Source organism: Paenibacillus kyungheensis, from assembly GCF_028606985.1.
Classification (GTDB): domain Bacteria; phylum Bacillota; class Bacilli; order Paenibacillales; family Paenibacillaceae; genus Saccharibacillus; species Saccharibacillus kyungheensis.
This window is the reverse complement of record NZ_CP117416.1, coordinates 3971961-3998265: the sequence shown is the minus strand read 5'-3', so window position 1 is coordinate 3998265 and position 26305 is coordinate 3971961. Positions and strand designations below refer to the sequence as shown.

Sequence of the window (26305 nt, the reverse complement as noted above, 5' to 3'; positions counted from 1 at the left end):
TTCAGGGAGCAACACACCTGCCCGTTTGGTAATGATGGCGGAGGGGTTCCACACGTACCCATCCCGAACACGACCGTTAAGCCCTCCAGCGCCGATGGTACTTGGACCGCAGGGTCCTGGGAGAGTAGGACGTTGCCAAGCGAAGCAAGACAATTGACCGTTTCGAGGAGAGATCCGGCGAAGCGGTGACTATTCCCTGATAGCTCAGTTGGTAGAGCACTCGACTGTTAATCGAGTTGTCACAGGTTCGAGTCCTGTTCGGGGAGCCATATGGAGAGGTGTCCGAGTTGGCCGAAGGAGCACGATTGGAAATCGTGTAGGCGTCACAAGCGTCTCGAGGGTTCGAATCCCTCTCTCTCCGCCAGAGGCCGTTTTATTACAGCCACTAGCCTAGAATATTAGTTGTAAATGGACTTGTTCTAAAAGTAATAAGATGTTAGTATGTAAAGTATCGGTTTTGTTGTGGCCCGTTGGTCAAGTGGTTAAGACACCTCCCTTTCACGGAGGTAACAGGGGTTCGAGTCCCCTACGGGTCATATTACTTCTTTGGAGATTTAGCTCAGCTGGGAGAGCATCTGCCTTACAAGCAGAGGGTCGGCGGTTCGATCCCGTCAATCTCCACCATAGAATTTTATAGTAAGTATTAATGACGCGGGGTGGAGCAGTCCGGTAGCTCGTCGGGCTCATAACCCGAAGGTCACAGGTTCAAATCCTGTCCCCGCAATTAATCTGGAACCGTGGTGTAGGGGTTAACATGCCTGCCTGTCACGCAGGAGATCGCGGGTTCAAATCCCGTCGGTTCCGCCATTTTCTTTTAAAGAAATTGGTTCGATCATAAGACTTTGTAATTCATATTATACTGCGGACGTGGCTCAGCGGTAGAGCATCGCCTTGCCAAGGCGAGGGTCGTGGGTTCGATTCCCATCGTCCGCTCCAATATTTTCTAAATTTTATATGCGCCCTTAGCTCAGCTGGATAGAGCGTTTGACTACGAATCAAAAGGCCAGGAGTTCGAATCTCTTAGGGCGCGCCATTTTTATCTTGATTGGCCGGTGTGGCGGAATTGGCAGACGCGCGCGACTCAAAATCGTGAGGGAAACCGTGGGGGTTCGAGTCCCTTCACCGGCATATTATTTATCGGGACGTAGCTCAGCTTGGTAGAGCACCTGGTTTGGGTCCAGGGGGTCGCATGTTCAAATCGTGTCGTCCCGATACTAAAAAACCATTGATCATTGCGATCAATGGTTTTTTTATGTTCATTTATATTCGTTTTAATTTGCTTATGATAAATAGTTATAAGAATAATATAAACCTTGCTATAGCATCTACTGTATCGACTTACATCTACTGATATAGATGAATTATACGTACATATTTATAGTTATGATTTTAATAAGAATAACTTAACCTAGCTTTGAAATGGAATAGATTTTATCGAAATGAAATTTTGTTATTTTATTAACTCAAGTGGATTTATATTTGCTATAATGAAATGAAAGAGATACATATGTTCGCCTATTTAGCTTTACTTGAATATATGATTAAGATGATGAGTAGTAGTAAGCCCTATAATAAATTACTCTCTATCATCATGAAGAACTCATTTCATTTGTTTGGAAAACAGAATACATGTATTCATTATGATTACTATTTTATTTATAAAAAGAGGATTAATATTTATGTAATAGAACAAGGGAGAGATCGATTTGCGTGTAATGGGAATTGACCCCGGAATTGCGATTGTTGGTTTTGGGTTTATAGATAAAAATGGAAGCAAGTTGACTCCTGTTCAATACGGTTGTATTCAGACAGAAGCTCATACACCTGATGAAGATAGATTATTGCATGTATATGAAGGTACTGTACAATTAATCGAAAAGTATCAACCAGATACGGTTGCTTTTGAAAAACTATTTTTTAACCGTAATGTAACCAATGCGATGTCTGTGAGTCAGGCGCGTGGTGTGATGATCTTAGCAGCTAAACAAAAGGGTTTGCCTATTGCAGAATATACACCTATGCAAGTAAAACAAGCTGTTGTAGGGTATGGTAAAGCTGAAAAAAGACAAGTTCAAGAAATGATTCGAATGTTTTTGAATTTGCAAAAAATTCCGAAACCTGATGATGTCGCTGATGCATTAGCTGTAGCTGTATGTCATGCTCATTCTTATGTGCTAAATTCGAAGATAAATGAGGTATTGAAAAAATGATTGATTTTTTGCGCGGGCCGATAGTGCATTTAGAAAATGAATATGTGGTTGTAGATATGCAAGGAATCGGGTATCGCGTATTTTGCCCTAACCCTTATGCATGGATGAAAGAAACCGGTGAAGTTACCATTTATATTCATCATCATGTACGTGAAGATGCAATTCAATTATTTGGATTCCCTACACGTGATGAACAGAAATTATTTCGCAAATTGATTGAAGTATCTGGTATTGGTCCACGTGTAGCTCTTGGTATTCTAAGTGGTGGTAGCCCTGAAGGTGTGGTTACTGCTATTTATCAAGAAAATATTACGTTTTTGACCAAACTGCCTGGGATCGGTAAAAAGACTGCACAACGTATGATTCTGGATTTGAAAGATAAATTGGGTGGTATTGGTGATTCTATTATTGCTACAGGATTATTTGCTCCACCAACGACTAGTACTGCTTCTGGAGAAGTATGGCCTGAAGTACGTGATGGATTGAAAGCTCTGGGGTATACGGATACCGAATTGGATCGAATCTGGCAAACGTTGAAACACGAAGTATTCCCTGACGATACAGCCGATGATGTTATGAAGAGAGCATTAAAAATGTTGTATACTGGCTAACGTCATTACTATGCTAAATACATCGGAATAATAGAAATTCGTTCTATTTTGGTATATTTGGAAACAAAGCTAATGAAGGTGAAAGCTTAGTTCTATTTTGCACATATGATGAATAATATAGTAATTGAGATCAATGGATACTATTTTAAAAAACGGCAATCTATGAACTTATCTTGTGCTAAATATTTATATTAGAATAGCTATGGTATATTTAAAGATAGTGGTAATGAAATTTTAAAAAGATTTAAAAAGACAGGTAGAAAAGATGAAGGGGAGCGAATAAAGATGACGGATGACCGCATCATATCTGCTAACTTGATGATGGAAGACCAAGCGGTGGAACTGAGTCTACGTCCCCGTTACCTTTCAGAATATATCGGGCAAACTCGGATTAAAGAAAATATGAAAATTTATATTGAAGCTGCTAAGTTGAGAGGCGAGGCGTTGGATCATGTTCTTTTATATGGCCCCCCAGGGTTAGGTAAAACTACACTTGCTAACATTATTGCCAATGAGCTTGGTGTTAACTTAAGAACAACTTCAGGGCCTGCTATTGAGCGTCCTGGTGATCTAGCGGCTTTGCTGACTAATCTGCAAGATGGGGATGTATTGTTTATTGATGAGATTCATCGATTACATCGGTCTGTAGAAGAAGTCTTGTATCCGGCTATGGAAGATTCGGCGCTTGATATTATGATTGGTAAAGGACCTAGTGCTCGTTCAGTACGTTTGGACTTGCCGCCATTTACATTGATTGGTGCAACAACACGTGCAGGTTTGTTATCTGCTCCTTTGCGTGATCGATTTGGAGTAGTGAGTCGGCTAGAATTATACACAGTCGATGAACTTTCCTTTATTGTAAGCCGGGGATCAGAGATTCTCGGAATTGATATTGTAGGCGATGCAGCAGACGAGATTGCACTTCGTGGTAGAGGAACACCGCGTATTGCTAACCGTCTACTCAAACGTGTACGGGATTATGCACAGGTACGTGGCGATGGGATTATCACACCTGAGATTGCAGACGAAGCATTGGATATGTTACAAGTTGATCCGCGAGGATTGGATCAGATTGATCATAAGGTATTGCAAGCGATGATTCATAATTTCCGCGGTGGTCCTGTAGGGTTGGACACTATCGCTGCTACCATCGGTGAAGAAGGCCAAACGATTGAAGATGTATATGAACCGTATCTGCTTCAGTTAGGATTCCTACAACGTACTCCACGAGGACGTATTGTTACGCCTATGGCTTATGATTATTTGGGGATACCTATGCCTGATCATTTGAATGGAAAAGCATAAAATTGAATGAATCGAAAAGGCTGGTTATTTGTAGAGAGCAAGATGCTATAAATAGTCAGTCTTTTTTTGCACTCAAAGAAGTTGCTTACTGTTCAGCTATCCGTATAATTTTGGAGTGTTGAGTGTTGAGTGTTGAGTGTTGAGTGTTGAGTGTTGAGTGTTGAGTGTTGAGTGTTGAGTGTTGAGTGTTGAGTGTTGAGTGTTGAGTGTTGAGTGTTGAGTGTTGTAAGTTAAATAGAGCAATTTTAAATATGTAGTGTAGTAATATAGATATAATTTACAACGAGTATAGACTGAGAAAGACATGACTAGGAAATAGAGGATTTGAATATTAAAACATTTTGCATAAAAGGACTTGAGTATGACCAGTCGCAAGGATTTTAAGAGAATTTCGGTGCAAACCAAGTCATTTGGACTACTTATGCGTATAATGGATAAGAGTGTCGATGTATAAGTATGGACTCAAGAAAGGAACAAGTGAATGAATGTGACTACAAATGTAAATACAACGTTGAAAAAATGGAAGCAAACATTATGGCTTTTGCCTGTAGTGATACTTTTAGCAGGAACATTGCCTCAATCTTCTTATGCAGCAACACCATCTGTTGATAATGAAAAAGTGCGTGTAGGGCTATTTTTAGATGTGGGGAATACATATTCTTCGATAGTCCCTGTAGTTAATGTGAAATCCGCAGGGAGTCTTAGTGTAGGTCAATCGAAGACTGGAGTAGTTGATTCTTGGTTATCTATTGGCAATCAAGCAAGCTTTGGTATTGATGGCTATCGGGTGAAAGTATTGGAAACGGCTGATTTCACCACAGCGGCGGCAGGGATCAAACTATTACAATCGACAAGTGATAAACCTATCGTATTCTCAGCTTCCAAAAATGGTGGCACCGTATATCAATTGTATACAGGGATGTATTCTTCTAAAGCAGCGGCTACGACTGGAGCTTCTCGTGTAGCTTCTACAGTAAGATCTATTTTGAATGGTCAGACACCTGCGGTAAAAGGTGGTTTCCATTTGTCTGCGGGAAGTTATGCAACTGAAGCACAAGCGAATGCTGGACTTGCTACTGTCAGTGCAGCTGGATTGGATGGATTTGTCGCTATTACTAAAAGTGGCGGAGCTCTCGCTTACAATGTATGGGTAGGGGAAGAAGCAGATGCGGCTTCTTTGGCAAGTATTAAATCAGTTGCAGCAACATCATTACCTGATATCACGCTCACTACTGTAAGTAGTACACAAGCGGTGCTTATTAAACGTACAAATGTGACTTCAAGTATTACTAGCCCCTCACCGATTGATCATTATATGGTTAGTGGAACAGATGTCAAAATGATGTTACAAGGAAACGATTCAGGGACTCAAGTGACTGAACGTTCTGCTCGAACATATCGTGGTGATTTTGAAATAAGTAATTACAACGGTCAACTGGCATGGATTAATGTTTTGCCTATGGAAGAGTATCTGTATTCGGTAGTCGGTGGCGAAGTATCTGCTTCATGGCCGGCAGAAGCTTTGAAAGCTCAAGCAGTAGCTGCACGTAGTTATGCTAGATTTCAAGAGCAAGGTTCTAAATTTAAAATAGCAGATGTGGTCGATACTACACTGAGTCAAGCGTATAACGGTGTGAGTGCAGAAGATAAACGAATCATTGCGGCTGTCGATGCTACAGCAGGTGAAATCGTTACAAAAAATAATAAAGTGATTGAGGCGATATTTTCTGCCAATAGTGGCGGGGCTTCAGCTGATCCTTCTGAAGTATGGAACGGCGGTGGAGACGTATTTGTGAGTGTGGTATCAAAAGAAGATGCGGCTTCACAAGCGGCGCTTAAAAATTGGTATCATGTATTATTAGATAACGGAAAGTCTGGTTATGTACGTGAAGATAATGTAAAATTATCAGGCAAGAAAACATCGGCTGGACTAGACTATATGACAGTTACTGCTAAAAATACAAATGTGCGTCCTTTACCAGTGGTACAAAGTAATGTATCTATGGTAGGTCAAATGAATCCAGGTGATCAAGCTGTTGTGTTAGAATTATTACCTGAGTCCAATAGCTATCAGTGGATACGTGGCCCTTTTACTTCGGCGCAAATACTGGCAACGTTAAAAGGTAAAACAACCGCAAGCTTACCATCTACAATCACTTCTATTCAGGTTTCTCAGCGTGGTCCTTCTGGACGTGTTACTGAAATCAAAGTAAATGGAGCTGTTGTGAAAGTGAAGTATCCAGATGTGTTCCGTTCTGCACTGAATAGTCTACCAAGTACATTGTTTGATGTGGTAAATACAGCAAATTATGTAGTTGTAGGTTCAAATAATGATCAAAATGAAATGCCAGCTGCCGGGACTGTTATTTTAGGAGCTTCAGGACAGGGAACAGGTTCAAGCTCAACGGTGATTTTAAATGGTGATGGTGTAGCTAGAGTGACTGAAGCAGGTGGATTTTTATTTACAGGTAACGGGAATGGTCATGGATTAGGTATGTCCCAATGGGGCGCTAAAGGTATGGCTGACAAAGGATCAAATTATAAACAAATCTTGCAACATTATTATAACAATGTGCAAATTACGAAGGGGTAAGTAGAACCATGAAAGTAGATGTATATGATTTTGAATTACCAGAGCATTTGATTGCTCAAGTTCCATTGCAAGATCGAACAGCTTCACGCTTGCTTACTTTAAACAAACAAACAGGTGAAGTCAGACATCAGCATTTTGGTGAAATTTTAGATTATTTACATGAAGGCGATACATTGATTTTGAATGATACACGTGTAATTCCAGCTCGTCTATTTGGGATCAAACGTGATACAGGTGCTAAAGCAGAAGTATTGTTATTAACTCAACTGGAAGGTGATCGTTGGGAAGCACTAGTAAAACCAGGTAAAAAGCTGAAAAAAGGCGCTGTTATTGATTTTGGCGGTGAGCTGGAAGCCGTAATAGAAGAAGAATCGGATATGGGGATGCGTGTATTGTCTTTCCGATATGAAGGGATTTTTCAAGAAATCCTAGATCGTCTAGGAGAAATGCCACTTCCTCCATATATTAAAGAAAAGTTAGATGATCGTGAACGTTATCAGACGGTATATGCAAAACATGAAGGTTCCGCAGCTGCACCAACAGCCGGGCTTCATTTTACAAAAGAATTGTTAGATCAAATTGTAGCCAAAGGTGTACAGGTAGGCTTTGTGACTTTGCATGTTGGATTAGGTACATTCCGTCCTATGTCTGTCGAAACGGTTGAAGAACATGTGATGCATGAAGAGTTTTACTCATTGTCTGCTGAGACGGCTCAATTGTTAAATGAAACGAAAGCGCGCGGTGGCCGTATTATTGCTGTAGGTACAACTTCTGCACGTACACTGGAAACTGTAGCTCGTGAAGCAAAAGGGCAATTGATCGAAGTTTCTAGTGGCTGGACGCAGATTTTTATTTATCCAGGACATGAGTTTGGTCTGGTTGATGCAATGGTTACGAATTTCCATTTGCCTAAATCTACCTTGGTCATGTTAGTCAGTGCATTAGCTGGACGAGAGCATATTATGGATGCTTATCAGCAGGCAGTAGCTGAGGAGTATCGCTTTTTCAGCTTTGGTGATGCGATGTTTATTTATTAGAAAATGATTGTATTTCATAGGGATGCTCCCGTATAATTAACTGTTGATGAACGTTGTTGTAAGCTATATCTATAGTGACGTTAACAGGATAAGCTAACTTAGTGATAAGACTGACTATCCTATTTTATAAGCAGAAGGATGAGAACCAATACTATGGCTGGACCTATTACGTACGAACATATCAAAACTTGTAAGCAATCAGGAGCACGTCTTGGACGTGTTCATACTCCGCATGGAGTTATTGAAACACCTGCTTTTATGCCTGTAGGTACACAAGCAACAGTCAAAACTATGAGTCCAGAAGAATTAAAACAGATGGATGCGCATATTATTTTGAGTAATACGTATCATTTGTTTCTTCGTCCAGGACATGATTTGATTCGTGATGCTGGTGGGTTACACAAATTTATGAACTGGGATCGCCCAATTTTGACAGACAGCGGTGGATTCCAAGTATTTAGCCTGAGCGATATGCGTAAAATTAGTGAAGAAGGCGTTCATTTTAAATCGCATTTGAATGGAGATAAGTTGTTTTTATCTCCTGAAATTGCAATGGATATTCAAAATTCATTAGGTTCGGATATTATGATGGCATTTGATGAATGTCCTCCATATCCTGCTGAATATGAATATGTGAAAAAGTCACTTGAACGTACGACTCGTTGGGCAGAACGTTGCCTTGAAAGTCATGGTCGTCCACATGATCAAGGGCTGTTTGCAATCGTTCAAGGTGGGATGCATGAAGATCTACGTAAACAAAGTGCACTTGATTTGACTTCGATGGATTTTCCGGGGTATGCTATTGGTGGACTGAGTGTAGGTGAGCCTAAAGACTTGATGTATCAAGCTTTGGATTTCACTATACCGTTTCTTCCGCACAATAAGCCACGTTATCTCATGGGTGTAGGTTCGCCTGATGCTTTGATCGAAGGATCGATTCGTGGAGTAGATATGTTCGATTGTGTGTTGCCTACAAGGATTGCACGCAATGGTACAACCATGACTAGTGAAGGACGCGTAGTGGTGCGTAATGCAAAATATGCACGTGATTTTGGACCACTTGATCCGAACTGTGATTGTTATACGTGTCGGAATTATTCCCGTGCCTATCTGCGTCACCTCATCAAAGCAGACGAGACATTTGGTCTACGATTGACCACTTATCACAATCTGCATTTCTTATTGAATCTGATGAAAAATGTACGTCAAGCGATTATGGATGATCGTCTTCTCGACTTCAAAGAAGAGTTCTTCACGCAATATGGACTACATGATAATGATAAAGGGTTCTAAAAAACGGTATGTACATGACATCCATCGAAAACGATATGATATTGTTTTTCGATTAATGGTTGATAAGAAAAAGGGGGAAATAACATGTTTGAAACAGCAGCAGCTGCAGGTGGAACAGGCGGTATCTGGGGAGCAATCCTTCCATTTGTATTTATGTTCGTTATTTTTTACTTCTTACTGATTCGTCCGCAACAAAAGAAACAAAAGCAACGTAAAATGATGTTAAATACATTGTCTAAAGGTGATAAAGTGGTAACGATCGGTGGATTGCACGGTACGATTGCTGAAATCACAGACGATATCGTTGTTTTGCGCGTAAACGATGTTACTAAATTAACATTTGATCGTGCTTCAATCAGTCATGCAACAGGCGAAAAAGCACCTGTTTTGACTAAATAATTACGTGTATTGATCCTTAATAATAATGTTTACATCGAAGCGGGCCTGATTAACAGGTCCGTTTTTTGCTTGAAGATGATATATTGAAGTAGATAGGATAAACATAAAGTATGAATAAGGAGGTGCAATATGCAACCGACAGCGTTGATGAGTTCATGGCAGCCTGTGGCAGCGATTGTGATCTTTTTGATCATATATGCAGTTTGGATGACCGATCGGATCAGTAGAGCGTTAGTTGCGTTAGCAGGAGCTCTGATTTTTCTTGTGATTGGTATTGTGCATTGGCAAGATGCTTATATGATGCATATCCAGTGGAATACGATCTTTCTCTGGATCGGTATGATGCTCATTGCGGCTGTGATGAATCGAAGTGGCTTGATACCGTATGCAGCGATCTATAGTCTGAAATGGACGAAAGGCGGGCCTGTACGGGTTATGCTTTTGCTGACCTGTTTGACTGCTATTGGTTCAGCACTGTTAGATAGTGTCACGATGGTATTATTGATCGTACCGGTCACATTTGTGATTACTCGTAAATTAGAGCTGAATCCTGTTCCTTTTTTGATTGCTGAGATTTTGGTGAGTAATCTGGGCGGTGCTGCGACATTGATTGGGCACCCGGTGAATATTTGGATCGGATCAGCTAATACTCAGTTGACTTTTAATTTATTTCTGACAGTACTTGGACCTATTGTACTTATATTATTGGTTGTAAATGTAGGACTGTTATTGTTGTTTTATCGCAAATCATTCCGGCAACACTCACTCAAGGTTCCACTGCAACATTTGGAGGAAGAAGCGCGTTCTTATATTCAGAACCCTCGTCGCGCAATAGCGATATTGATTATATTTATATTGACGTTGCTTGCGTTTATAAGTCAGAACTGGATAGGCATTGAGACTCCTGTGATTGCTTTAAGCGGCGCTGTATTGATGCTGTTAGTCAGCACTCGATCCCAGTGGCGTACTGGCGAAATCTGGCGTGAGATCGAATGGGAAACCGTTTTGTTTTTTATCGGGCTATTTATATTGGTAGGCGGTCTAGTCGATACAGGATGGATTAGTCTGGGAGCTACACAATTATTAGAATTAACGAATGGAAATCTGGGATTTGCAGCGATGATTATATTGTGGATAACAGGTCTGGTATCTGCGGCGATTGATAATATCCCATGGGTTGCGACGATGATTCCTTTAATTCAAGAAGCAGGAGTGCAAATGAATGCAGATGCGCCTGCTGTGCTTAACCCTCTCTGGTGGGCTTTATCCCTAGGTGCTTGTATTGGTGGAAATGGAACATTAATCGGTGCTTCTTCCAATCTATTGGTCGCTGCTATAGCTCATCGTGAAAAACATCATTTTAGTTATATGGAATTTTTGAAAGTAGGATTACCATTAACACTTATTTCTTTGGCAATAGCTTCTGCTTATCTTTATTTTATTATCTTGTGAATGTAGCAGGAGATTCCAATTCAATGCAGAATTACTTAATGTTGAGCATGGACAAATAAAAAAATAGACAGGGTAATCAAGTGTGGGAAGGAAAGGTGCTCCAATGGCGATGGAAGAATTGACCAATGCCGAGCTTACTGAAGTAATTGAGACATTATGCGAAAGTAAAGCAGAAGAATTTCGTCTGCTTGGCTACGAAAATGTGACTTCAGATGAGATATGGGATTGCCTCGGCCACAAATATGATAAGCAGGGGATGCCCAAACTTCATGAGTTGGTTAGTGACATTTTGTCGATGAGGGTAAATCAGTTTATGAATTATGTAACAATGTCATCTTATAAAAGCGCACCAGATACTTGGAACCAGGCACCGTTGGATCAATCATAAACTGTTGAATAACAGCATGAACCAATGATAAGCTGGAGTCGGTACTTTATCGACATCAGCTTGTTTATTTTGCAGACCAGTGGTAAATTGACTGTAATTTGTGCCATCGCTATAATAGGAATATTGAGAATGAAAGGGGAACCACACACGGGATGAAAAGAATCATCAGCTTCGTAGTCGTTATGCTCGTCGTTGCTGGCGTTATTGGCGCAACGACACCGTTATTTAAGGATGTTCGTTTAGGACTGGATCTTAAAGGCGGTTTCGAGATTTTGTATCAGGCTACGCCAACCACGCAGGGGGAACAAGTCACCAGGGAATCATTATTGCAAACAGCAAAAAGTTTGGAACAACGTGCAAATGCTTTGGGAACCAGTGAACCAGAAATTACAACAGAGGGTACAGATCGTATTCGTCTGAAAATTGCTGGAGTTACAGACGAAGCAACAGTTCGCCAAACGATGAAAGAACCAGCGGAATTAACATTCCGTAGCGCAGATGGCTGTACAACAGATTCTTCTGCGAAAAAAGATGAAGCAACAAGCAAATCTACAAGTAGCACTAAAAAATCTGATGCTACGAGTAAATCGACTTCCAAAGACAGCAATGAAGTATCGACTCAATCGGCAGGAGCAACACAAGAAATTAATGTTGATCCAACGACTGGAGAAGCTACAACTGCCCCTGGAGATACATACAATGGCGCAGCAGAGCAGGATCCAGCAGCACAAGATCCGCTTAAAGTATATTGTAAAGTAGAATTGACAGGTAATGATTTCACAGAAAATGGAGCATCTATTTCGTACACTCAACTGAATGAGCCACAAATTGCGATTAAGTTGAAAGATGCAAGCAAATTTGCTGAGATCACTAAACGTTTGACAGGTCAAAACTTAGCTATTTTCCTAAATGATCAATTGCTTTCTGCTCCTAGAGTACAAGGTGAACTTTCAGACGGAACAGCTGTTATTACAGGTACGTATACACAAGAAGAAGCACAACAATTGAAAGACCAGATCAACTTGGGTGCTTTGCCACTTAAATTGACAGAAGTGTATTCACAAAGTGTTGGCGCAACATTAGGTCAACAATCGTTGAAAGATACATTGCTTGCAGGTGTTATTGGTTCGATCTTGATCCTGTTATTTATGGCTCTAGTCTATCGTGTGCCTGGTCTTATTGCAGGTTTCTGTATTATCGTTCATACATGGTTGTTGGTTATGATCTTTATTGCAGGTGACTTTACATTAACCTTGCCAGGTATTGCAGCATTTATTCTCGGGGTTGGTATGGGTGTAGATGCGAATATTATTACCTACGAACGGATCAAAGATGAACTTCGTAGTGGTAAGAGCTTATTGTCTGCATTCAAAGCAGGTGGACGTAATTCATTCGGAACAATTATGGATGCTAATATCACAACGATTATTGCTGGTGCTGTAATGTTCGCATTAGGTACAGGGGCAGTAAAAGGTTTTGCATTAGTATTGATTCTTAATATCATAGTAAGTATCTTGACGAATGTGTTCTTCTCTCGCTTCTTGCTATCTTTGCTTCTCAAAGGAAAGATTATTACCAAAGCGAAGTCGTTCGGTGTAAAGGAGAGTGAACGCAGTGCGCTTTAAGTGGAATTATGATTTTGTCAAAATCAGTAAGTATTTCTATACGTTCTCGATCATTTTGATCGTACTTGGTATTTTGAGTCTAGCGATCTTCAAATTAAATTATGGCGTTGATTTCCGTTCAGGTTCTAATGTGGATGTCACATTAACAAAACCAATCACAGAAGCTCAAGCCAAACCAGTTATTGAAGCTTTAAAATTGAGTGATGATCCTAGTATTACAATCGGTGATGGACGAATGAATGTCCGTTTCGAAAAAGTATTAAGTGATACTCAAGAAAATCAGTTCAAACAAGCATTTACCAAACAATTGGATAGTGGAGCTTCTTTTGAAGTCAACACGGTAGACCCAGCGATTGCACAAGAATTAGAGCGTAATGCTCTATGGGCAGTATTAGCTGCAAGTTTGGGTATTATTATCTACATTACGATTCGTTTTGAATGGCGCTTTGCTGTCGCTGCGGTTGTAGCAATGCTTCATGATGCATTTATCGTAATTGCGATTTTCTCTATTTTCCGTTTGGAAGTCGATCTTACCTTTATTACAGCGATCCTGACTATTATCGGTTACTCGCTGAATGATACTGTCGTTATCTTTGACCGTATCAGGGAAAATCTACGCTTCTCTAAACAGAAGAAAACTGGTGATGTTAAAACCATCGTCAACAACAGTATTTCTCAAACCATGACTCGTTCACTAAATACAGTATTAACTGTATTTATCGCTTGCGTATGTTTGTTCATATTCGGCAGTGAGTCGATTCGTATGTTCTCATTAGCAATGATTCTTGGTCTTGTATTTGGTGCTTACTCTTCTGTCTTTATTGCTAGCCCATTGTGGTTATTGCTTAAAAACAGACAAAAACCAAAAGCGAAAACTCCGTCTAAAACGACGGCGTAACATTGCAAGTCCAACATGTTGAAGCCGCGTCCTGTTACAGACGCGGCTTTATGTTGTTTTAGGAGGGGAAATCGTGAAAAACCAAGATATCCATCAAGGAGAAAAGGTGTTTTGGACATCGGTTGTTACGGGACTCGGATTGGCGATTGTCAAAGGAGTTACCGGTTATATTGCTAACAATAAAGCATTGATGGGAGATGCATTATATACAGCTTCTACAGCGGCAAGTAGTCTTGTCGAACGTTTATCCAATCCCAATGGGACTGCAAAACAGCACACACGCCAACATAACAAATTAGCGCAAAATCAACCTCCTGCCAAAACAGGTGCTCCATTTGCTAACTTGATGATAACTGTGCTTTTGTTGTTAGGTGGATTAGAAATTGGCATTTCAGCTATACGAGATATGATGTCTATAGAGACTCCTGATCCTAAGCCGTATGCGATTATTCCTGTATTTTTATCTATTGCTATCAATGAAGCGGTATTCCGTTATCGTTATCGTTATGCGAAAAAGCAAAAAAATGCTCGTCTAGCAGATGATGTAGATAATCACCGTTATTCGTTGTACTCTTCTATTCTGGTGCTTGCCGGGATGTTAAGTACAATTGCAGCTTTGGAACTGAATATCGATCAACTGTATTATATCGAACCGATTTCAGCTATTCTGGTGGCTGGTATTGTATGGCGTCAAGGATATCGAATTGCGAAGCATTCTATTTATGGATCACTGGTACAAGAATTAGATCAACAGGATGCTGTAGATTTTATGGATACCGTACAACGTGTACAGGGTGTTATCACTGTAGAAGAATTAAAAGCACAAGAAGTAGGAGACAGTGTCAAAATCGATCTTAAAATCAGTGTGAATCCACAAATTACGGTTCGAGAAGCGGCAGAAATTTCAGAGTATGCCAAAAATTTATTGTTAAGTCGTTTTGCTCATGTCAGTAGTGTACAGGTACAGGTAGTGCCTTATAACGGTGGATATCCGTATAAATCGAATTATGAACTGACACAAAGCAGAGATACATCTGGAAACGGTATGCTTCAATAAGGAGGAACCATATGATTCATTCACAATATCATTGGAATATTCGTCGTCCTGATCAGACGATTTCACAGTCTCTAGCGAACAAGTTGGGCATATCTTCATTAATGTCTACTCTTTTAACCAGTAGAGGCTATACAGAGGAACAACGAGCACTGCATTTTCTTCATGGAAGTCGTGATGATATTCATGATCCGTATTTGCTAGCAGGGATGACAGAAGCGGTCGGACGAATACGTCAAGCTTTAGAACAAAAGGAAAAAATATGGATCTACGGGGATTATGATGCAGATGGTGTATCCAGTACGACCCTTATGATCTATTTGTTGCGTCATTTACAGGCTGACTTTGATACGTATATTCCTCATCGTTCCAAAGAAGGATATGGACTGCATCAACATGCGATCGATCAAGCTCATGCACAAGGTGTAACCTTAATTATTACCGTGGATACAGGTATTAGTGCAGTAGAACAAATTGCTCATGCAGCGCAATATGGTATAGATGTTATTGTTACCGATCATCACGAACCACCTGCTGTGTTGCCACAAGCGTATGCGTTAGTGAATCCGAAGCTACCTTATTGCCCATATCCTTTTAAAGGGTTAGCAGGTGTTGGGGTTGCTTTTAAGCTTGCTCACGCTTTATTAGGTTCTATGCCTGAGCAATGGTTAGAAATCGTCGCTATCGGTACGGTAGCCGATCTGATGCCACTTGAAGGTGAGAACCGCATGATGGTACGTGCAGGTGTAGAAAAAATGAAAAATAGTTCATTTGTAGGGATTACCGCTTTGATGAATGTAGCTGGTATTGAACATGAACAAGTATCGGCTACACATATTGCATTTGCAATGGCTCCACGTATCAATGCAAGTGGACGAATGGAACATGCGATGCGTGCTGTAGAATTGTTGACTACAACAGATGCAGAGCAAGCCGATTATATTTCTCATGAGCTGGATCAATTAAACAAATCTCGTCAGGAGCTTGTAAATACGATCACTCAAGAAGCACATCAGATGGTTGCAAAAGGATACGAGGGACAGACCAAAGAGATTCCAGATGTGATTGTAGTCGCAGGAGAAGGTTGGAATCCAGGTGTAGTTGGGATTGTGGCTTCTAAATTGTTAGATCGTTATTATCGTCCTACGATTGTATTGGGAATTGATCCCGTAACAGGGCTGTGTAAAGGTTCTGCTCGTTCGATTGACGGATACGATATTTATCAAGCGCTACTGAACTGTGCCGATTTAATGGATCATTTTGGAGGACATCCAGCGGCGGCAGGAATGACACTTCATCGTGATCAATTGGATGCTTTTCGTCACGCTTTGAATGAGCGAGCAGCTACGATCTTAACGGAAAAAGAGTTGGTTCCACAGACACAAGCGGATTGTGAATGTGAGTTAAGCGAGTTATCTTTATCTGCGATTGAAGAATTAGATCAGTTGGCTCCATTTGGGATGTCTAATCCATTACCCCGGATTGTGTTGCGCGGTGTTAAAGTGATTCAAGCCAAAACGATTGGTAAAACAGGTACACATCTGCGATTAGTTGTAGAGCAAGGGGATACGATGATAGAAGGTGTTGCTTTTGGTAAAGGAGAACTTGCGGGTTTACTTGCTGAAGGAGATCATATCGATCTGCTTGCCGAAACGAGTATCAATGAATGGCGGGGTAATCGCAAACCTCAATTGATGATTCAGGATATCGCTGTACCGGGCTTACAAATCTGGGATCGTCGTGATTGCAAAGCGATCGATAGTGAATTGACTAAAGTTCGTCAACAATTTGGACGTTATATGGCGATGGAACAAGGACAATGGGCGATATTAAGTGAAGAAGATGAAGATTTATTAAAAAGCCAATTGTGTGATGTATCCCTTTGGGGTTATGATAGAAAGGCTGGCATTATCGCTGGCAATACTATTTCTATGCAATATGGTGCAGAAGCTGTACGCACGTTATGTGTATTGTCTTTACCAGCGCATACAGGGCAATTGGATATGATTTTTGCCCAGTTCACTTCTCTTGAAAATATCATTCTTCTCCATGATAAGCGGCAACAGCAGGAACTTCTGCAAAAACCTGATCGAGATCAATTTAAATTGATCTATGGATGGCTTGTCAAAAGCAATCAGCAATTTGTTCATGAAGATGAGCTTATTCCTTACCTGAGTCAAAAAACATCCAGTTCAATAAGAATGGTACAGCTTATGCTGGAAGTATTCGAGGAACTGGAATTTATTATCCGAGAGCAAGGAAAGGTTACGGTTAATACTTCTCCTTCCAAACGTCCTCTGGATAGTTCGAAGCGGTATCAGGAACTTAGCGAGCTGGCTGAAATGGAATATATGTTATGTGAAAGTGATCTGCCGCAGTTAACATCATGGATGATTTCCCGCATGCAAGGCGCGTCATAACAAAAAAAGTATAGGGTTATACAGGTTTTTATTTTGAGGAGGAGATTTTTTTGGATTTTAAAGAGTATATTCGCGTGATTCCTGATTTCCCGCAAGAAGGAATCAGTTTTAAAGATATCACCACTTTGATGCAAAATGGACCTGTCTACCAACAGTCTATCAATGAATTGAAAAAAATGGTTGAGCATTTACAAATTGATGTGATTGCTGGTCCAGAAGCACGCGGTTTTGTAGTAGGTGCGCCACTTGCTTATGCATTAGGTGTAGCTTTTGTACCTATTCGTAAAGCTGGTAAACTTCCTTACAAAACGATTCAAGCTGATTATGCGCTTGAATATGGTCAAGATAGTCTGGCAATGCATGCTGATGCGATCACAGAAGGACAAAATGTTCTGATTGCTGATGATCTACTTGCTACAGGTGGAACTATTGCTACATCCATCAATTTGATTCGTCAATTGGGTGGTAATGTAGTTGGTACAGCATTTATGATCGAGTTGCAAGATTTAAATGGTCGTGAAAAATTGCCAGACGTTGATGTGTTCACATTGACACAATATCCGTTCTAAAACAGAGCATTTCCCGGGAAATAAAAAGAATCATATATAAAAAGTGTTGTAATATCACCCGATTGCCAATAACTATTATTGGTAAATCGGGTTTTTTGGCGTTTTTTGAGCTAAATTGGTCAAAAATGAGTTTTTTTATGAAACCTATTGAATAGAAGCCCGTATAACATTGTAGAAGCATACTGTATGTACAGTTCTTTCTGTATCAAATAGTCATGCTATTTTAAAGATAAAGGAGGGGGAAGTATGGCTAACATTCGTGAGACGGACTTACCCGGTATTGGCAGGAAATTTTCAGTAGAAACAGAAGAGAGTGAGAAAATTTCGATTATTGTCCATGAAGATGGGAAGCGAGAGATTTTTCACAATCCACCGGACAGCCCGGAAGAGTATGAGTTGGTCGTTACACTTGGAGATGTAGAAGCTCGTCAAATTGCTAGTATTATTGGTGGGATGAGTTATCGACCTAGTGGACTGGAACAAGCTGAATTATCGTTATCTCAATTAAGTATCGAATGGTACAAATTGAAAAGAAATATGGATTGTCTGGGTAAAACGATTGGCGACTTAGCGATTCGGGAAAATACAGGCACTGTCGTTATTGCAAGTATTGAATCCAGTCGTAAGCAGAAGATCAGTCCAGGACCAGAATATGTACTTCAAGAAGGATATACACTTGTAGTAGCTGGTGAGCGTAGTGGTATTCAGATTCTTAAGCAATTGCTTGAGAGGGGGTCTGGATAATATGGACTATATTGTTTTTGAGATTGGGATTGCTGTTCTGTTAGTAGCACTAGCAGGATTACTTGCATCCAAATTGAAGTTCTCGGTAGTTCCTTTTTATATTTTAGCAGGAATGGCTGTAGGACCTCATGCACCGGTATTCGGCATTTTAGATTTTCGATTTATTCAAAGTGCGGAATTGATTGAATTTATGGGAAAGATCGGCGTTATTTTCCTGCTGTTCTATCTGGGACTCGAATTCTCGGTAGGTCGGTTGGTCAAAGCCGGTAAATCAATAGCGATTGGCGGAACGATTTATATTGGAATTAACTTTACACTTGGATTGCTGTTCGGTTTTGCTACTGGATTCGGCATCAAAGAAACATTGGTGATTGCAGGGATTACAACGATCTCTTCTAGCGCGATTGTAGCGAAAGTGTTAGTTGATCTCAAACGGACTGCTAATCCAGAAACAGAAATGATACTCGGCATTATTATGTTTGAAGATGTATTTTTAGCAGTGTATCTGTCTGTACTCTCCGGTCTATTGTTAAGTGGAGCAACTTCTATTGGTGGTATTCTTCTATCGGCTGCTTTGGCACTTGGATATATGTTACTCATCTTAGTCATTGGACGCAAAGCTGTACCGTTATTGAATAAGCTACTCAATATCCCGTCGAATGAAATTTTTATGTGTACTGTATTTGCTGCATTATTTTTAATTGCTGGATTTTCCGAGACGATTCATGTCGCAGAAGCAATCGGTGCTTTGTTAGTAGGGCTTGTTCTTGCCGAAACTTCGCATATGCATCGGATCGAAAAAATTATTTTACCTTTCCGTGATTTCTTTGGCGCATTGTTCTTCTTTAGCTTTGGATTAACGATTGATCCATTGTCATTAGGTGGAAATGCTGTCTGGTTAGCAATCGGCGCTGTGATTTTGACGATGATTGGTAATTACTCGGCAGGAATGTTAGCAGGCAAAACAGCTAAATTGTCACCTAAATCTTCATCCAATGTAGGGCTAACGATTATGTCGCGTGGTGAGTTTTCAATTATTGTAGCGAATCTGGGTGCTGCTGGTGGACTGGCTGCGATTTTACAACCGTTTGCTGCAATCTATGTATTAATTTTAGCAATTTTGGGCCCTTTGATGACCAAAGAATCGAAATGGATTCACAATGGAATAGCTCGTATTTTCAGACTCAAAAAATAAGCAAATTATTTTCCTATAACACGTCGAGCGAACAGATGTGAGCGTTATTCAGCAACCATATATTGAGTATGGTATATGACTCGTATTATAAGAAAATGACTTGCTTGGGATGGTCATCATGACCTTGATATCTCGAACAGAAAATACAACGCTATTTCTAAAAAGAAACAAGGCATAGCATTCAATAAAAAAGACTACCTTTGTACAATTACTTTGTACGCTAAAGGTAGTCTTTTTTATTTAAAGTAGTGAAGATGAATATATTAATCTATCAATCTGGATTTTTGGCTGGCAAAGATGGATCGTCTTTATCATTCGATAATCCGGTTACATGTAGCAAACGGAAAAACAAACTCAGTACAATACCTACAATCGTAGCAAGTGCCATGCCTTTTAACTCTACAGAGCCAAATTTCAAAGTCGCTCCGCTTAGACCTGTAATCAGTACCATAGTAGTAAGTAGCATATTTTGCGCTTTGGAATAATCGACTTTTTGCTCGACCAGAATACGTAGACCAGACGCAGCAATAACTCCAAATAGCAGTAGAGAAACACCGCCCATAACCGGTTGAGGAATAGCAGAGATTGCTCCTGTAAATGTACCTGAGAATGATAATACGATAGCGAATACCGCTGCACCTGCAATCACATAAATAGAGTACACTTTGGTCAACGCCATAACACCGATATTTTCACCATAAGTAGTATTCGGTGTAGAACCGACAAACCCGGATAAGATCGTAGAAATACCATTACCTAATAAGGAACGATGTAGCCCTGGATCTTTGGATAAATTTTTGCCGACAATATTACTGGTGACTAGCAAGTGACCTACATGTTCTACAATAACAACTAATGCCACTGGAATAATAGTCAAAATAACAGACCAGTTAAATGAAGGTGTCACAACCTGTGGTAATTGGATAAAGCTTGCTTCATGAATTTTGGTGGTATCGACTAATCCCATCGGAAAAGCGAGTCCATAACCAACAGCAATACCAATTAGAATATGTATGATTTTGGGAAATCCACGAAACGTTACTGCACCTAGCAGGGTAACTCCCAGTGTAATCAGCGATAACGTAATGACTTTCATATCAGGAGCCCATGTACTTGCATCTGTACCTGAAGGAGCTATAAATCCAGCCATTTGTGCAGCAACCGGAATCAGTTCAAGTCCGATCAAAGCCACAATAGCGCCCATCGCTGCTGGTGGGAATACAATATCTAACCAGCGTGTACCAGCATATTTTACAATAAGAGCGACTAGTGCAAAGATAACTCCTGTTATAATAAAAGCACCTAAAGCTAGAGAATATCCATTCTCATCAAATCCGTATTTGGTCAAAACAAGGGTAACTGGAGCGATAAAAGCAAAACTAGAACCGAGATAAGCCGGAATTTTGCCCCGACAGATCCAAATGTAAAGCAGGGTTCCTATACCATTCATCAATAAAATCATACCTGGATCAACATGGAATAGATTAGGAACAAGAACAGTACTTCCGAACATAGCAAAAAGATGCTGTAAGCTTAACAGCAATCCCTGAAATAAAGGCAGTTTCTCATTCACTTGAATTTCACGCTGCACGCTATTCACTCCTCTGTATCAAATGGCACTACTTCAATCATGAAACAACTGTCTGACTCACAACTAGAACGCATATCTTTAATAGCTTAATGAGTTTGGATGTTTTTTTCAATAACGTTTTTCAGAAAAGCTTGATAATCTTCATAAACCATTCATCCAGAATGGTTGACGCGGATACGTGCAAGAGGCATAATTATAGGAAATCCCCTTTTCGGAACCTGATGCCACACAGATATGGGCAGGTTCCATTTTGATATGTATTTTTGACAACTACTGAAAATTTTAAAAAAGATGTGAAAACAGGTGATATTCTTTGTTTTTTTTAAAGGAACTCACAATGTTTATTTATAAATAGAAAGGATACGACAACGATTCTATGGGCATAGAGCGATTACTTGAAAAGGCGTCCGCCTACATTAAAGAAAAGGATCTTCACCGCATACGGGAAGCCTATGAGTTTGCTGATCAAGCCCATCACGGCCAGGTGCGGAAGTCAGGAGAACCTTATATTTTGCATCCTTTGGCGGTTGCAGATATTGTTGTTGGCATGGAAATGGATACGATCTCCATTATCGCCGCACTTCTGCATGATGTTGTTGAAGATACCACCGTATCCCTTGATGAAATTCGTACCCGGTTTGGCGATAATTGTGCCATGCTGGTTGATGGTCTAACCAAGCTAGAACGAATTAAATTCCGCTCCAAAGAAGAACAACAAAATGAGAATTACCGTAAAATGTTTATCGCAATGGCGCAAGATATCCGCGTAATTGTAATCAAGCTGGCTGACCGTCTGCATAATATGCGTACGCTCAAATACCAATCCGAAGAAAGCCAACGCCGGATTGCGTACGAAACGCTTGAAATTTTCTGTCCTGTTGCTCATCGTCTGGGTATTTCGGCGATTAAATGGGAAATGGAAGATATTGCACTTCGTTACTTGAATCCACAACAGTACTATCGTATTGCTAATTTGATGCACAAAAAACGTGCTGAACGTGAACAATATATCGATAATGTTATCGGTCGTATTAATGAAAAGCTATCAGAGATGGGTGTAGAAGCTGACCTTTCCGGTAGACCGAAACATATCTATAGTGTGTATCAAAAAATGACGATCAAAAATAAACAATTTAATGAAATCTATGATCTGCTGGCGATCCGTATTATCGTAGATAATATTAAAGATTGTTATGCAACACTCGGTATTATTCATACCTTATGGAAGCCGATGCCTGGTCGATTTAAAGACTATATCGCGATGCCTAAAACAAATATGTATCAGTCTTTGCATACTACCGTTGTAGGACCAAATGGTGAACCTACAGAAGTACAGATTCGTACATGGGATATGCACCGCACCGCTGAATTTGGTATTGCGGCTCACTGGGCATACAAAGAAGGCACAACAGGTACAATCGAAAATAAAGTTCCTTTTTTCAAAGAAATTCTCGAATTACAGCATGAAGCGAAAGATGCTTCTGAATTTGTAGAATCCCTTAAAATGGACTTTTTCTCTGATCTAGTGTTTGTATTTACACCAAAAGGCGAGGTCATTGAATTACCAATCGGTTCAGTACCGCTAGATTTTGCTTACCGTATTCATACCGAAGTGGGGAATCGAACGATTGGTGCTAAAGTCAACGGTCGTATTGTACCGCTCGATCACCGCTTAAAAACAGGCGATATTATTGAAATTTTGACTTCCAAACATTCATATGGCCCAAGTCAAGATTGGCTCAAAATTGCACAGTCTTCTCATGCACGTAGCAAAATTAAGCAATGGTTCAAAAAAGAAAAACGTGAAGAGAATGTAGAAAAAGGTCGCGATGCATTAGAACGTGAAATCAAACGCCTAAATCTGGAGCCTTCTGTCTGGTTAACCGATGATAAGTTAGTCGAAGTCGGTAAAAAGTTTGCCTTTCATGATAGCGAAGATATGTTATCTGCTATAGGATTTGGCGGCATTACAGCAGCTCAAGTCTGTACACGTTTAACTGAAAAATTGCGTAAAGAACAAGAAGAATCTGCAATTATTGAACTGAGCGAACAGGTTAAAGAAGTCAAAACAGCACCGGAAGAAAAACGTCCACGTCCAACCAATGGCGTGAGCGTCAAAGGTATTGATAATCTATTAGTTCGTTTTGCTCGATGTTGTAATCCAGTTCCAGGTGATGATATTGTCGGTTATGTTACACGCGGACGGGGTGTCTCGATTCACCGTAGCGATTGTACCAATGTGCCTGATGTCAGTGATAACAGTGAAGCAGCACGTATTATCGAAGTCGGCTGGGAAAATGCAGTCGAATCGAACTACAGTGTTGATATTGAAATTACCGGTCATGATCGCCGTGGATTGCTAAATGAAGTGTTGCAGACAGTAGCTGAAAATAAAACCAATATTTCGGCTGTGTCTGGACGTTCAGACAAAAACAAAATGGCAATGATTCATATGACGATTCTGATTCGTAATACCGATCATTTGCAATCGGTTGTTGATAAAATCAAACGAATCCAAGATGTATATACCGTTCACCGGATTATGCAGTAAAACCAACACATGATGATACAAATTGAAAAGAAGCTAATCTCCTTTACTGGAATGTTTAGCTTCTTTTCTACATAGAAAGGCAGGATTTGAATTTATGAGAGTAGTCGTTCAACGTTGCAAACATGCTTCTGTCACTGTAAATGAAGAAATTGTCGGGCAGATTGGTAAAGGATTAATGGTGTTAGTCGGTGTTACTCATACGGATACGATCGAAGATGCGAAGTATCTTGCAGGCAAAGTAGCAGGCATTCGTATTTTTGAAGATGAGCAAGGTAAAATGAATCTAGGTCTACAAGATATCGGTGGTGAAGTATTATCGGTATCCCAGTTTACGTTATATGGAGATTGCCGCAAAGGAAAGCGCCCGGGGTTCAGTGATGCTGCACGTCCTGAAGTCGCTACCCCTATCTATGAAGCGTTTAACGAGGCTTTATGCAGTCTAGGCGTAGGTGTAGAAACAGGAATATTTGGCGCAGATATGGATGTATCTCTGACCAATTGGGGACCAGTAACATTGATTATTGATAGCCCTGCTGCTAAAAATTAATACGTTGATATGTAGATGATCGTGATCAAAAATATAATATTAACAAGATGAAAAGGGCAATCTTTCGGACAAAAGATTGTCCTTTTTGTTATTTATTTATCAATTCAAGAGCTGATTGTGGTAGAAGAACAGGAGAACAGGGTAATAAGAAAGCGAGAACAATTACAGTACTATACTGTATTGATTAACTAGATAGCAACACGAAAGGAGAACAATTCCCATGAGTAAAGTAGCATTCTTATTAGCAGACCAATTTGAAGATTCCGAAATGCAGGTACCTTATGACGAGCTAAAAAAAGCAGGTCATGATGCAGATATCATCGGTCTCCAAAAAGGAGAAACGGTGAAAGGTAAAAACGGTAAAGAGGAATACACGATCGAAAAAGCAATCAGTGAAGTTAATGCTGCGGATTATGATGCAGTTGTAATCCCTGGTGGTTCTTCACCGGAAGGCTTGCGTTTGGATCAAGACATTTTGAAATTTGTTACTGAAGTAAATACAGCGAAAAAACCAATCGCAGCGATTTGCCACGGTCCACAAATTCTGGCAAGTGCTAATTTGCTTAAAGGACGTACGATCACTTCGTTCCCTCCGCTAAAAGACGATATGGTCAATGCAGGAGCAACGTTTGAAGATGGTGAAGCGATTGTAGATGGTAATTTTATCACTTCTCGTACGCCAAAAGACGAGCCTGCGTTTGTACGTGAAATACTAAAAGCATTGTAAGTGTAACGCACCACGAAAAGATTTCTTTTTCTTAAATAGTATGTCTGTAATACGTATTTAAAATACAGCAAGGAGGTAATGACAATGACTAAACATATTCAAGCTTATTTTCAAACAGAAGATCAAGCAGAGGGTGCTAGAACAGCTCTGCAAACGTTCAATGTAAAACAACTTGAGGTGGGACGATTGCCACACCAAATTAGTCAAAGTGGTAAAGTATTAGTACCACTCGTTCCGATTGCTACAAATACAGGCGGTGCTGTAGGTACAGCAGGAGCTCCATCTGGAGCAGGTCCAGGCGGTATTGTTGCTCCAACGGCTATCATTGAAAATCGTGAAGATCGTCTTGAGGGTGAAGATTCTCCTCGTAGCGACAGTGACAATGATGCAGCATACAGTGCAAGCAATGCGACAGAAAAAGACTATGATGATCTTAAATATGTATTATCTGCTTCTGTGATGGAAGCCGATGTAGAGCATGTGGTACAAGCATTGCGTACAAATAATGCATTTGTAGAAGTGTTAGATTAATTTTTATTTTAGTAACAAATAGATGAAATAATCGGTGTTACAGGTGGAGTTTCTCCATTTGTAACACCTTTTTTATTGATTTTTATGATAAAAGTTTACCTATTGTAATGAAACTGTAATATAGGAAACATCTTCTCTTAACAATCACCATCTATAATGTACCTATGACCCCCTTTTTAACATACTATGTTGGCCTACAGCCCGTTGCTGTAGGTTATTTTTTTGTCTATAGCGATATACTGTACTTGCACAGTATATTTTTATTAAGTGAAAGTGTTGACTTTAGTGCAGTGGTTCATTACAATCGTTAAATATAACATGATTCTGACTATGAGCTTTGCAAATGTCATAGTAGATGAAAGTTGGAACGATTGAATATAAGATTATGTTGATTAAAGTAATCTTTAAATATACGAATTTGTAGACGGGAAAAGTAGCTTAGAACGATACAGTATCGATGATCGATAAAGAGAGGAATTCCGTGGCTGGAAGAATTCCCTGTATTCCTTTGTGAAAAGACCTCCCCGAGAACATGATGTGAAAGATAGAAAAGTGAGATAGGAGC

Annotated in this window: 21 protein-coding genes, 10 tRNA genes and 1 rRNA gene; 31 read left to right on the top strand and 1 reads right to left on the bottom strand. The window is 40.1% G+C overall.

Translation table 11 applies throughout. The features are described from left to right. Positions 1–24: 24 nt before the first annotated feature. The 27 genes from rrf (at position 25) to PQ456_RS16980 (ending at position 19793) form a co-directional block, all read left to right on the top strand. A 5S ribosomal RNA gene (rrf, locus tag PQ456_RS17110) occupies positions 25–141 on the top strand. Positions 142–193: 52 nt separating this feature from the next. Then, positions 194–269, top strand: a tRNA-Asn gene (locus PQ456_RS17105). 3 nt (positions 270–272) lie between these two features. Beyond that, positions 273–364: transfer RNA gene (locus tag PQ456_RS17100), tRNA-Ser, on the top strand. A 100-nt stretch (positions 365–464) separates the two neighbouring features. After that, positions 465–536 (top strand) — tRNA-Glu (locus PQ456_RS17095). Between the two features lie 12 nt (positions 537–548). Further along, positions 549–624 (top strand) — tRNA-Val (locus PQ456_RS17090). Positions 625–650: 26 nt separating this feature from the next. Further along, positions 651–724 (top strand) — tRNA-Met (locus PQ456_RS17085). A gap of 7 nt (positions 725–731) precedes the next feature. Then, positions 732–807 (top strand) — tRNA-Asp (locus tag PQ456_RS17080). Between the two features lie 54 nt (positions 808–861). Further along, positions 862–936: transfer RNA gene (locus PQ456_RS17075), tRNA-Gly, on the top strand. Positions 937–956: 20 nt separating this feature from the next. After that, a tRNA-Arg gene (locus PQ456_RS17070) sits at positions 957–1033 on the top strand. 15 nt (positions 1034–1048) lie between these two features. Next, positions 1049–1128 (top strand) — tRNA-Leu (locus tag PQ456_RS17065). Positions 1129–1138: 10 nt separating this feature from the next. Continuing rightward, a tRNA-Pro gene (locus tag PQ456_RS17060) sits at positions 1139–1212 on the top strand. Between the two features lie 494 nt (positions 1213–1706). After that, the gene (gene ruvC / locus PQ456_RS17055; RefSeq protein WP_204822960.1) at positions 1707–2210 is read left to right on the top strand and encodes a crossover junction endodeoxyribonuclease RuvC; all 504 of its coding nucleotides are present in this window, start codon (positions 1707–1709) and stop codon (positions 2208–2210) included. After that, positions 2207–2821: a Holliday junction branch migration protein RuvA gene (gene ruvA, locus PQ456_RS17050; protein ID WP_273613364.1), complete on the top strand. Its 615-nt coding sequence runs from the start codon at positions 2207–2209 to the stop codon at positions 2819–2821. The genes ruvC and ruvA overlap by 4 nt, the downstream gene beginning before the upstream one ends. A 285-nt stretch (positions 2822–3106) precedes the next feature. Beyond that, positions 3107–4126 (top strand): Holliday junction branch migration DNA helicase RuvB, encoded by a 1020-nt coding sequence (gene ruvB, locus PQ456_RS17045; RefSeq protein WP_069329815.1) that lies wholly within the window; start codon positions 3107–3109, stop codon positions 4124–4126. Positions 4127–4607: 481 nt separating this feature from the next. Then, on the top strand, positions 4608–6719 hold the full coding sequence (locus PQ456_RS17040; RefSeq protein WP_273613363.1) for a SpoIID/LytB domain-containing protein: 2112 nt from the start codon (positions 4608–4610) through the stop codon (positions 6717–6719). 8 nt (positions 6720–6727) lie between these two features. Continuing rightward, positions 6728–7756 (top strand): tRNA preQ1(34) S-adenosylmethionine ribosyltransferase-isomerase QueA, encoded by a 1029-nt coding sequence (gene queA / locus PQ456_RS17035; RefSeq protein ID WP_273613362.1) that lies wholly within the window; start codon positions 6728–6730, stop codon positions 7754–7756. Between the two features lie 153 nt (positions 7757–7909). Then, positions 7910–9049 (top strand): tRNA guanosine(34) transglycosylase Tgt, encoded by a 1140-nt coding sequence (gene tgt, locus PQ456_RS17030; protein ID WP_204822964.1) that lies wholly within the window; start codon positions 7910–7912, stop codon positions 9047–9049. Positions 9050–9133: 84 nt separating this feature from the next. Then, complete coding sequence (yajC, locus tag PQ456_RS17025) at positions 9134–9448, top strand: preprotein translocase subunit YajC (protein ID WP_204822965.1); 315 nt, start codon at positions 9134–9136, stop codon at positions 9446–9448. Between the two features lie 129 nt (positions 9449–9577). Then, positions 9578–10900, top strand: coding sequence for an ArsB/NhaD family transporter (locus PQ456_RS17020; RefSeq protein WP_273613361.1), 1323 nt, complete (start codon positions 9578–9580; stop codon positions 10898–10900). A gap of 103 nt (positions 10901–11003) precedes the next feature. Further along, complete coding sequence (locus PQ456_RS17015) at positions 11004–11288, top strand: post-transcriptional regulator (protein ID WP_204822967.1); 285 nt, start codon at positions 11004–11006, stop codon at positions 11286–11288. A gap of 152 nt (positions 11289–11440) precedes the next feature. Beyond that, positions 11441–12913 (top strand): protein translocase subunit SecD, encoded by a 1473-nt coding sequence (secD, locus tag PQ456_RS17010; RefSeq protein WP_273613360.1) that lies wholly within the window; start codon positions 11441–11443, stop codon positions 12911–12913. Continuing rightward, positions 12903–13811: a protein translocase subunit SecF gene (gene secF / locus PQ456_RS17005; protein ID WP_273613359.1), complete on the top strand. Its 909-nt coding sequence runs from the start codon at positions 12903–12905 to the stop codon at positions 13809–13811. The genes secD and secF overlap by 11 nt, the downstream gene beginning before the upstream one ends. 73 nt (positions 13812–13884) lie before the next feature. Next, positions 13885–14868 (top strand): cation diffusion facilitator family transporter, encoded by a 984-nt coding sequence (locus PQ456_RS17000; RefSeq protein ID WP_273613358.1) that lies wholly within the window; start codon positions 13885–13887, stop codon positions 14866–14868. Positions 14869–14879: 11 nt separating this feature from the next. Continuing rightward, the gene (gene recJ / locus PQ456_RS16995; RefSeq protein ID WP_273613357.1) at positions 14880–17285 is read left to right on the top strand and encodes a single-stranded-DNA-specific exonuclease RecJ; all 2406 of its coding nucleotides are present in this window, start codon (positions 14880–14882) and stop codon (positions 17283–17285) included. A 50-nt stretch (positions 17286–17335) separates the two neighbouring features. Continuing rightward, positions 17336–17854 carry an adenine phosphoribosyltransferase gene (locus PQ456_RS16990; protein ID WP_204822972.1) on the top strand — a complete coding sequence of 173 codons (519 nt, stop codon included), beginning with the start codon at positions 17336–17338 and terminating at the stop codon, positions 17852–17854. Between the two features lie 246 nt (positions 17855–18100). Continuing rightward, positions 18101–18598 (top strand): cation:proton antiporter regulatory subunit, encoded by a 498-nt coding sequence (locus PQ456_RS16985; protein ID WP_273613356.1) that lies wholly within the window; start codon positions 18101–18103, stop codon positions 18596–18598. A 1-nt stretch (position 18599) separates the two neighbouring features. Continuing rightward, a complete protein-coding gene (locus tag PQ456_RS16980; RefSeq protein WP_273613355.1) occupies positions 18600–19793 on the top strand; it encodes a cation:proton antiporter in 1194 nt (397 codons plus the stop codon). A 271-nt stretch (positions 19794–20064) separates the two neighbouring features. On the opposite strand, the gene uraA is transcribed toward PQ456_RS16980, so the two are convergent. Next, positions 20065–21384: a uracil permease gene (uraA, locus tag PQ456_RS16975; RefSeq protein ID WP_273613354.1), complete on the bottom strand. Its 1320-nt coding sequence runs from the start codon at positions 21382–21384 to the stop codon at positions 20065–20067. A 376-nt stretch (positions 21385–21760) separates the two neighbouring features. Here uraA and PQ456_RS16970 point away from each other — a divergent pair, with 376 nt between their 5' ends. The 4 genes from PQ456_RS16970 (at position 21761) to PQ456_RS16955 (ending at position 25740) form a co-directional block, all read left to right on the top strand. After that, positions 21761–23935: a RelA/SpoT family protein gene (locus PQ456_RS16970; RefSeq protein WP_273613353.1), complete on the top strand. Its 2175-nt coding sequence runs from the start codon at positions 21761–21763 to the stop codon at positions 23933–23935. A gap of 94 nt (positions 23936–24029) precedes the next feature. Beyond that, entirely contained in the window at positions 24030–24482 is a 453-nt protein-coding gene (gene dtd / locus PQ456_RS16965) for a D-aminoacyl-tRNA deacylase (protein ID WP_273613352.1), read from the top strand. Positions 24483–24702: 220 nt separating this feature from the next. After that, the gene (locus PQ456_RS16960) at positions 24703–25209 is read left to right on the top strand and encodes a type 1 glutamine amidotransferase domain-containing protein (RefSeq protein ID WP_273613351.1); all 507 of its coding nucleotides are present in this window, start codon (positions 24703–24705) and stop codon (positions 25207–25209) included. A gap of 84 nt (positions 25210–25293) precedes the next feature. Continuing rightward, on the top strand, positions 25294–25740 hold the full coding sequence (locus tag PQ456_RS16955; RefSeq protein ID WP_273613350.1) for a hypothetical protein: 447 nt from the start codon (positions 25294–25296) through the stop codon (positions 25738–25740). Positions 25741–26305 lie beyond the last annotated feature (565 nt).

Bases quoted from the DNA above. Each gene is read 5' to 3' on its own strand.
- ruvA (WP_273613364.1), top strand. From the start codon at position 2,207: ATGATTGATTTTTTGCGCGGGCCGATAGTGCATTTAGAAAATGAATAT.
- ruvB (WP_069329815.1), top strand. From the start codon at position 3,107: ATGACGGATGACCGCATCATATCTGCTAACTTGATGATGGAAGACCAA.
- PQ456_RS17040 (WP_273613363.1), top strand. From the start codon at position 4,608: ATGAATGTGACTACAAATGTAAATACAACGTTGAAAAAATGGAAGCAA.
- queA (WP_273613362.1), top strand. From the start codon at position 6,728: ATGAAAGTAGATGTATATGATTTTGAATTACCAGAGCATTTGATTGCT.
- tgt (WP_204822964.1), top strand. From the start codon at position 7,910: ATGGCTGGACCTATTACGTACGAACATATCAAAACTTGTAAGCAATCA.
- yajC (WP_204822965.1), top strand. From the start codon at position 9,134: ATGTTTGAAACAGCAGCAGCTGCAGGTGGAACAGGCGGTATCTGGGGA.
- PQ456_RS17020 (WP_273613361.1), top strand. From the start codon at position 9,578: ATGCAACCGACAGCGTTGATGAGTTCATGGCAGCCTGTGGCAGCGATT.
- PQ456_RS17015 (WP_204822967.1), top strand. From the start codon at position 11,004: ATGGCGATGGAAGAATTGACCAATGCCGAGCTTACTGAAGTAATTGAG.
- secD (WP_273613360.1), top strand. From the start codon at position 11,441: ATGAAAAGAATCATCAGCTTCGTAGTCGTTATGCTCGTCGTTGCTGGC.
- recJ (WP_273613357.1), top strand. From the start codon at position 14,880: ATGATTCATTCACAATATCATTGGAATATTCGTCGTCCTGATCAGACG.
- PQ456_RS16985 (WP_273613356.1), top strand. From the start codon at position 18,101: ATGGCTAACATTCGTGAGACGGACTTACCCGGTATTGGCAGGAAATTT.
- PQ456_RS16980 (WP_273613355.1), top strand. From the start codon at position 18,600: ATGGACTATATTGTTTTTGAGATTGGGATTGCTGTTCTGTTAGTAGCA.
- PQ456_RS16970 (WP_273613353.1), top strand. From the start codon at position 21,761: ATGGGCATAGAGCGATTACTTGAAAAGGCGTCCGCCTACATTAAAGAA.
- dtd (WP_273613352.1), top strand. From the start codon at position 24,030: ATGAGAGTAGTCGTTCAACGTTGCAAACATGCTTCTGTCACTGTAAAT.
- PQ456_RS16960 (WP_273613351.1), top strand. From the start codon at position 24,703: ATGAGTAAAGTAGCATTCTTATTAGCAGACCAATTTGAAGATTCCGAA.
- PQ456_RS16955 (WP_273613350.1), top strand. From the start codon at position 25,294: ATGACTAAACATATTCAAGCTTATTTTCAAACAGAAGATCAAGCAGAG.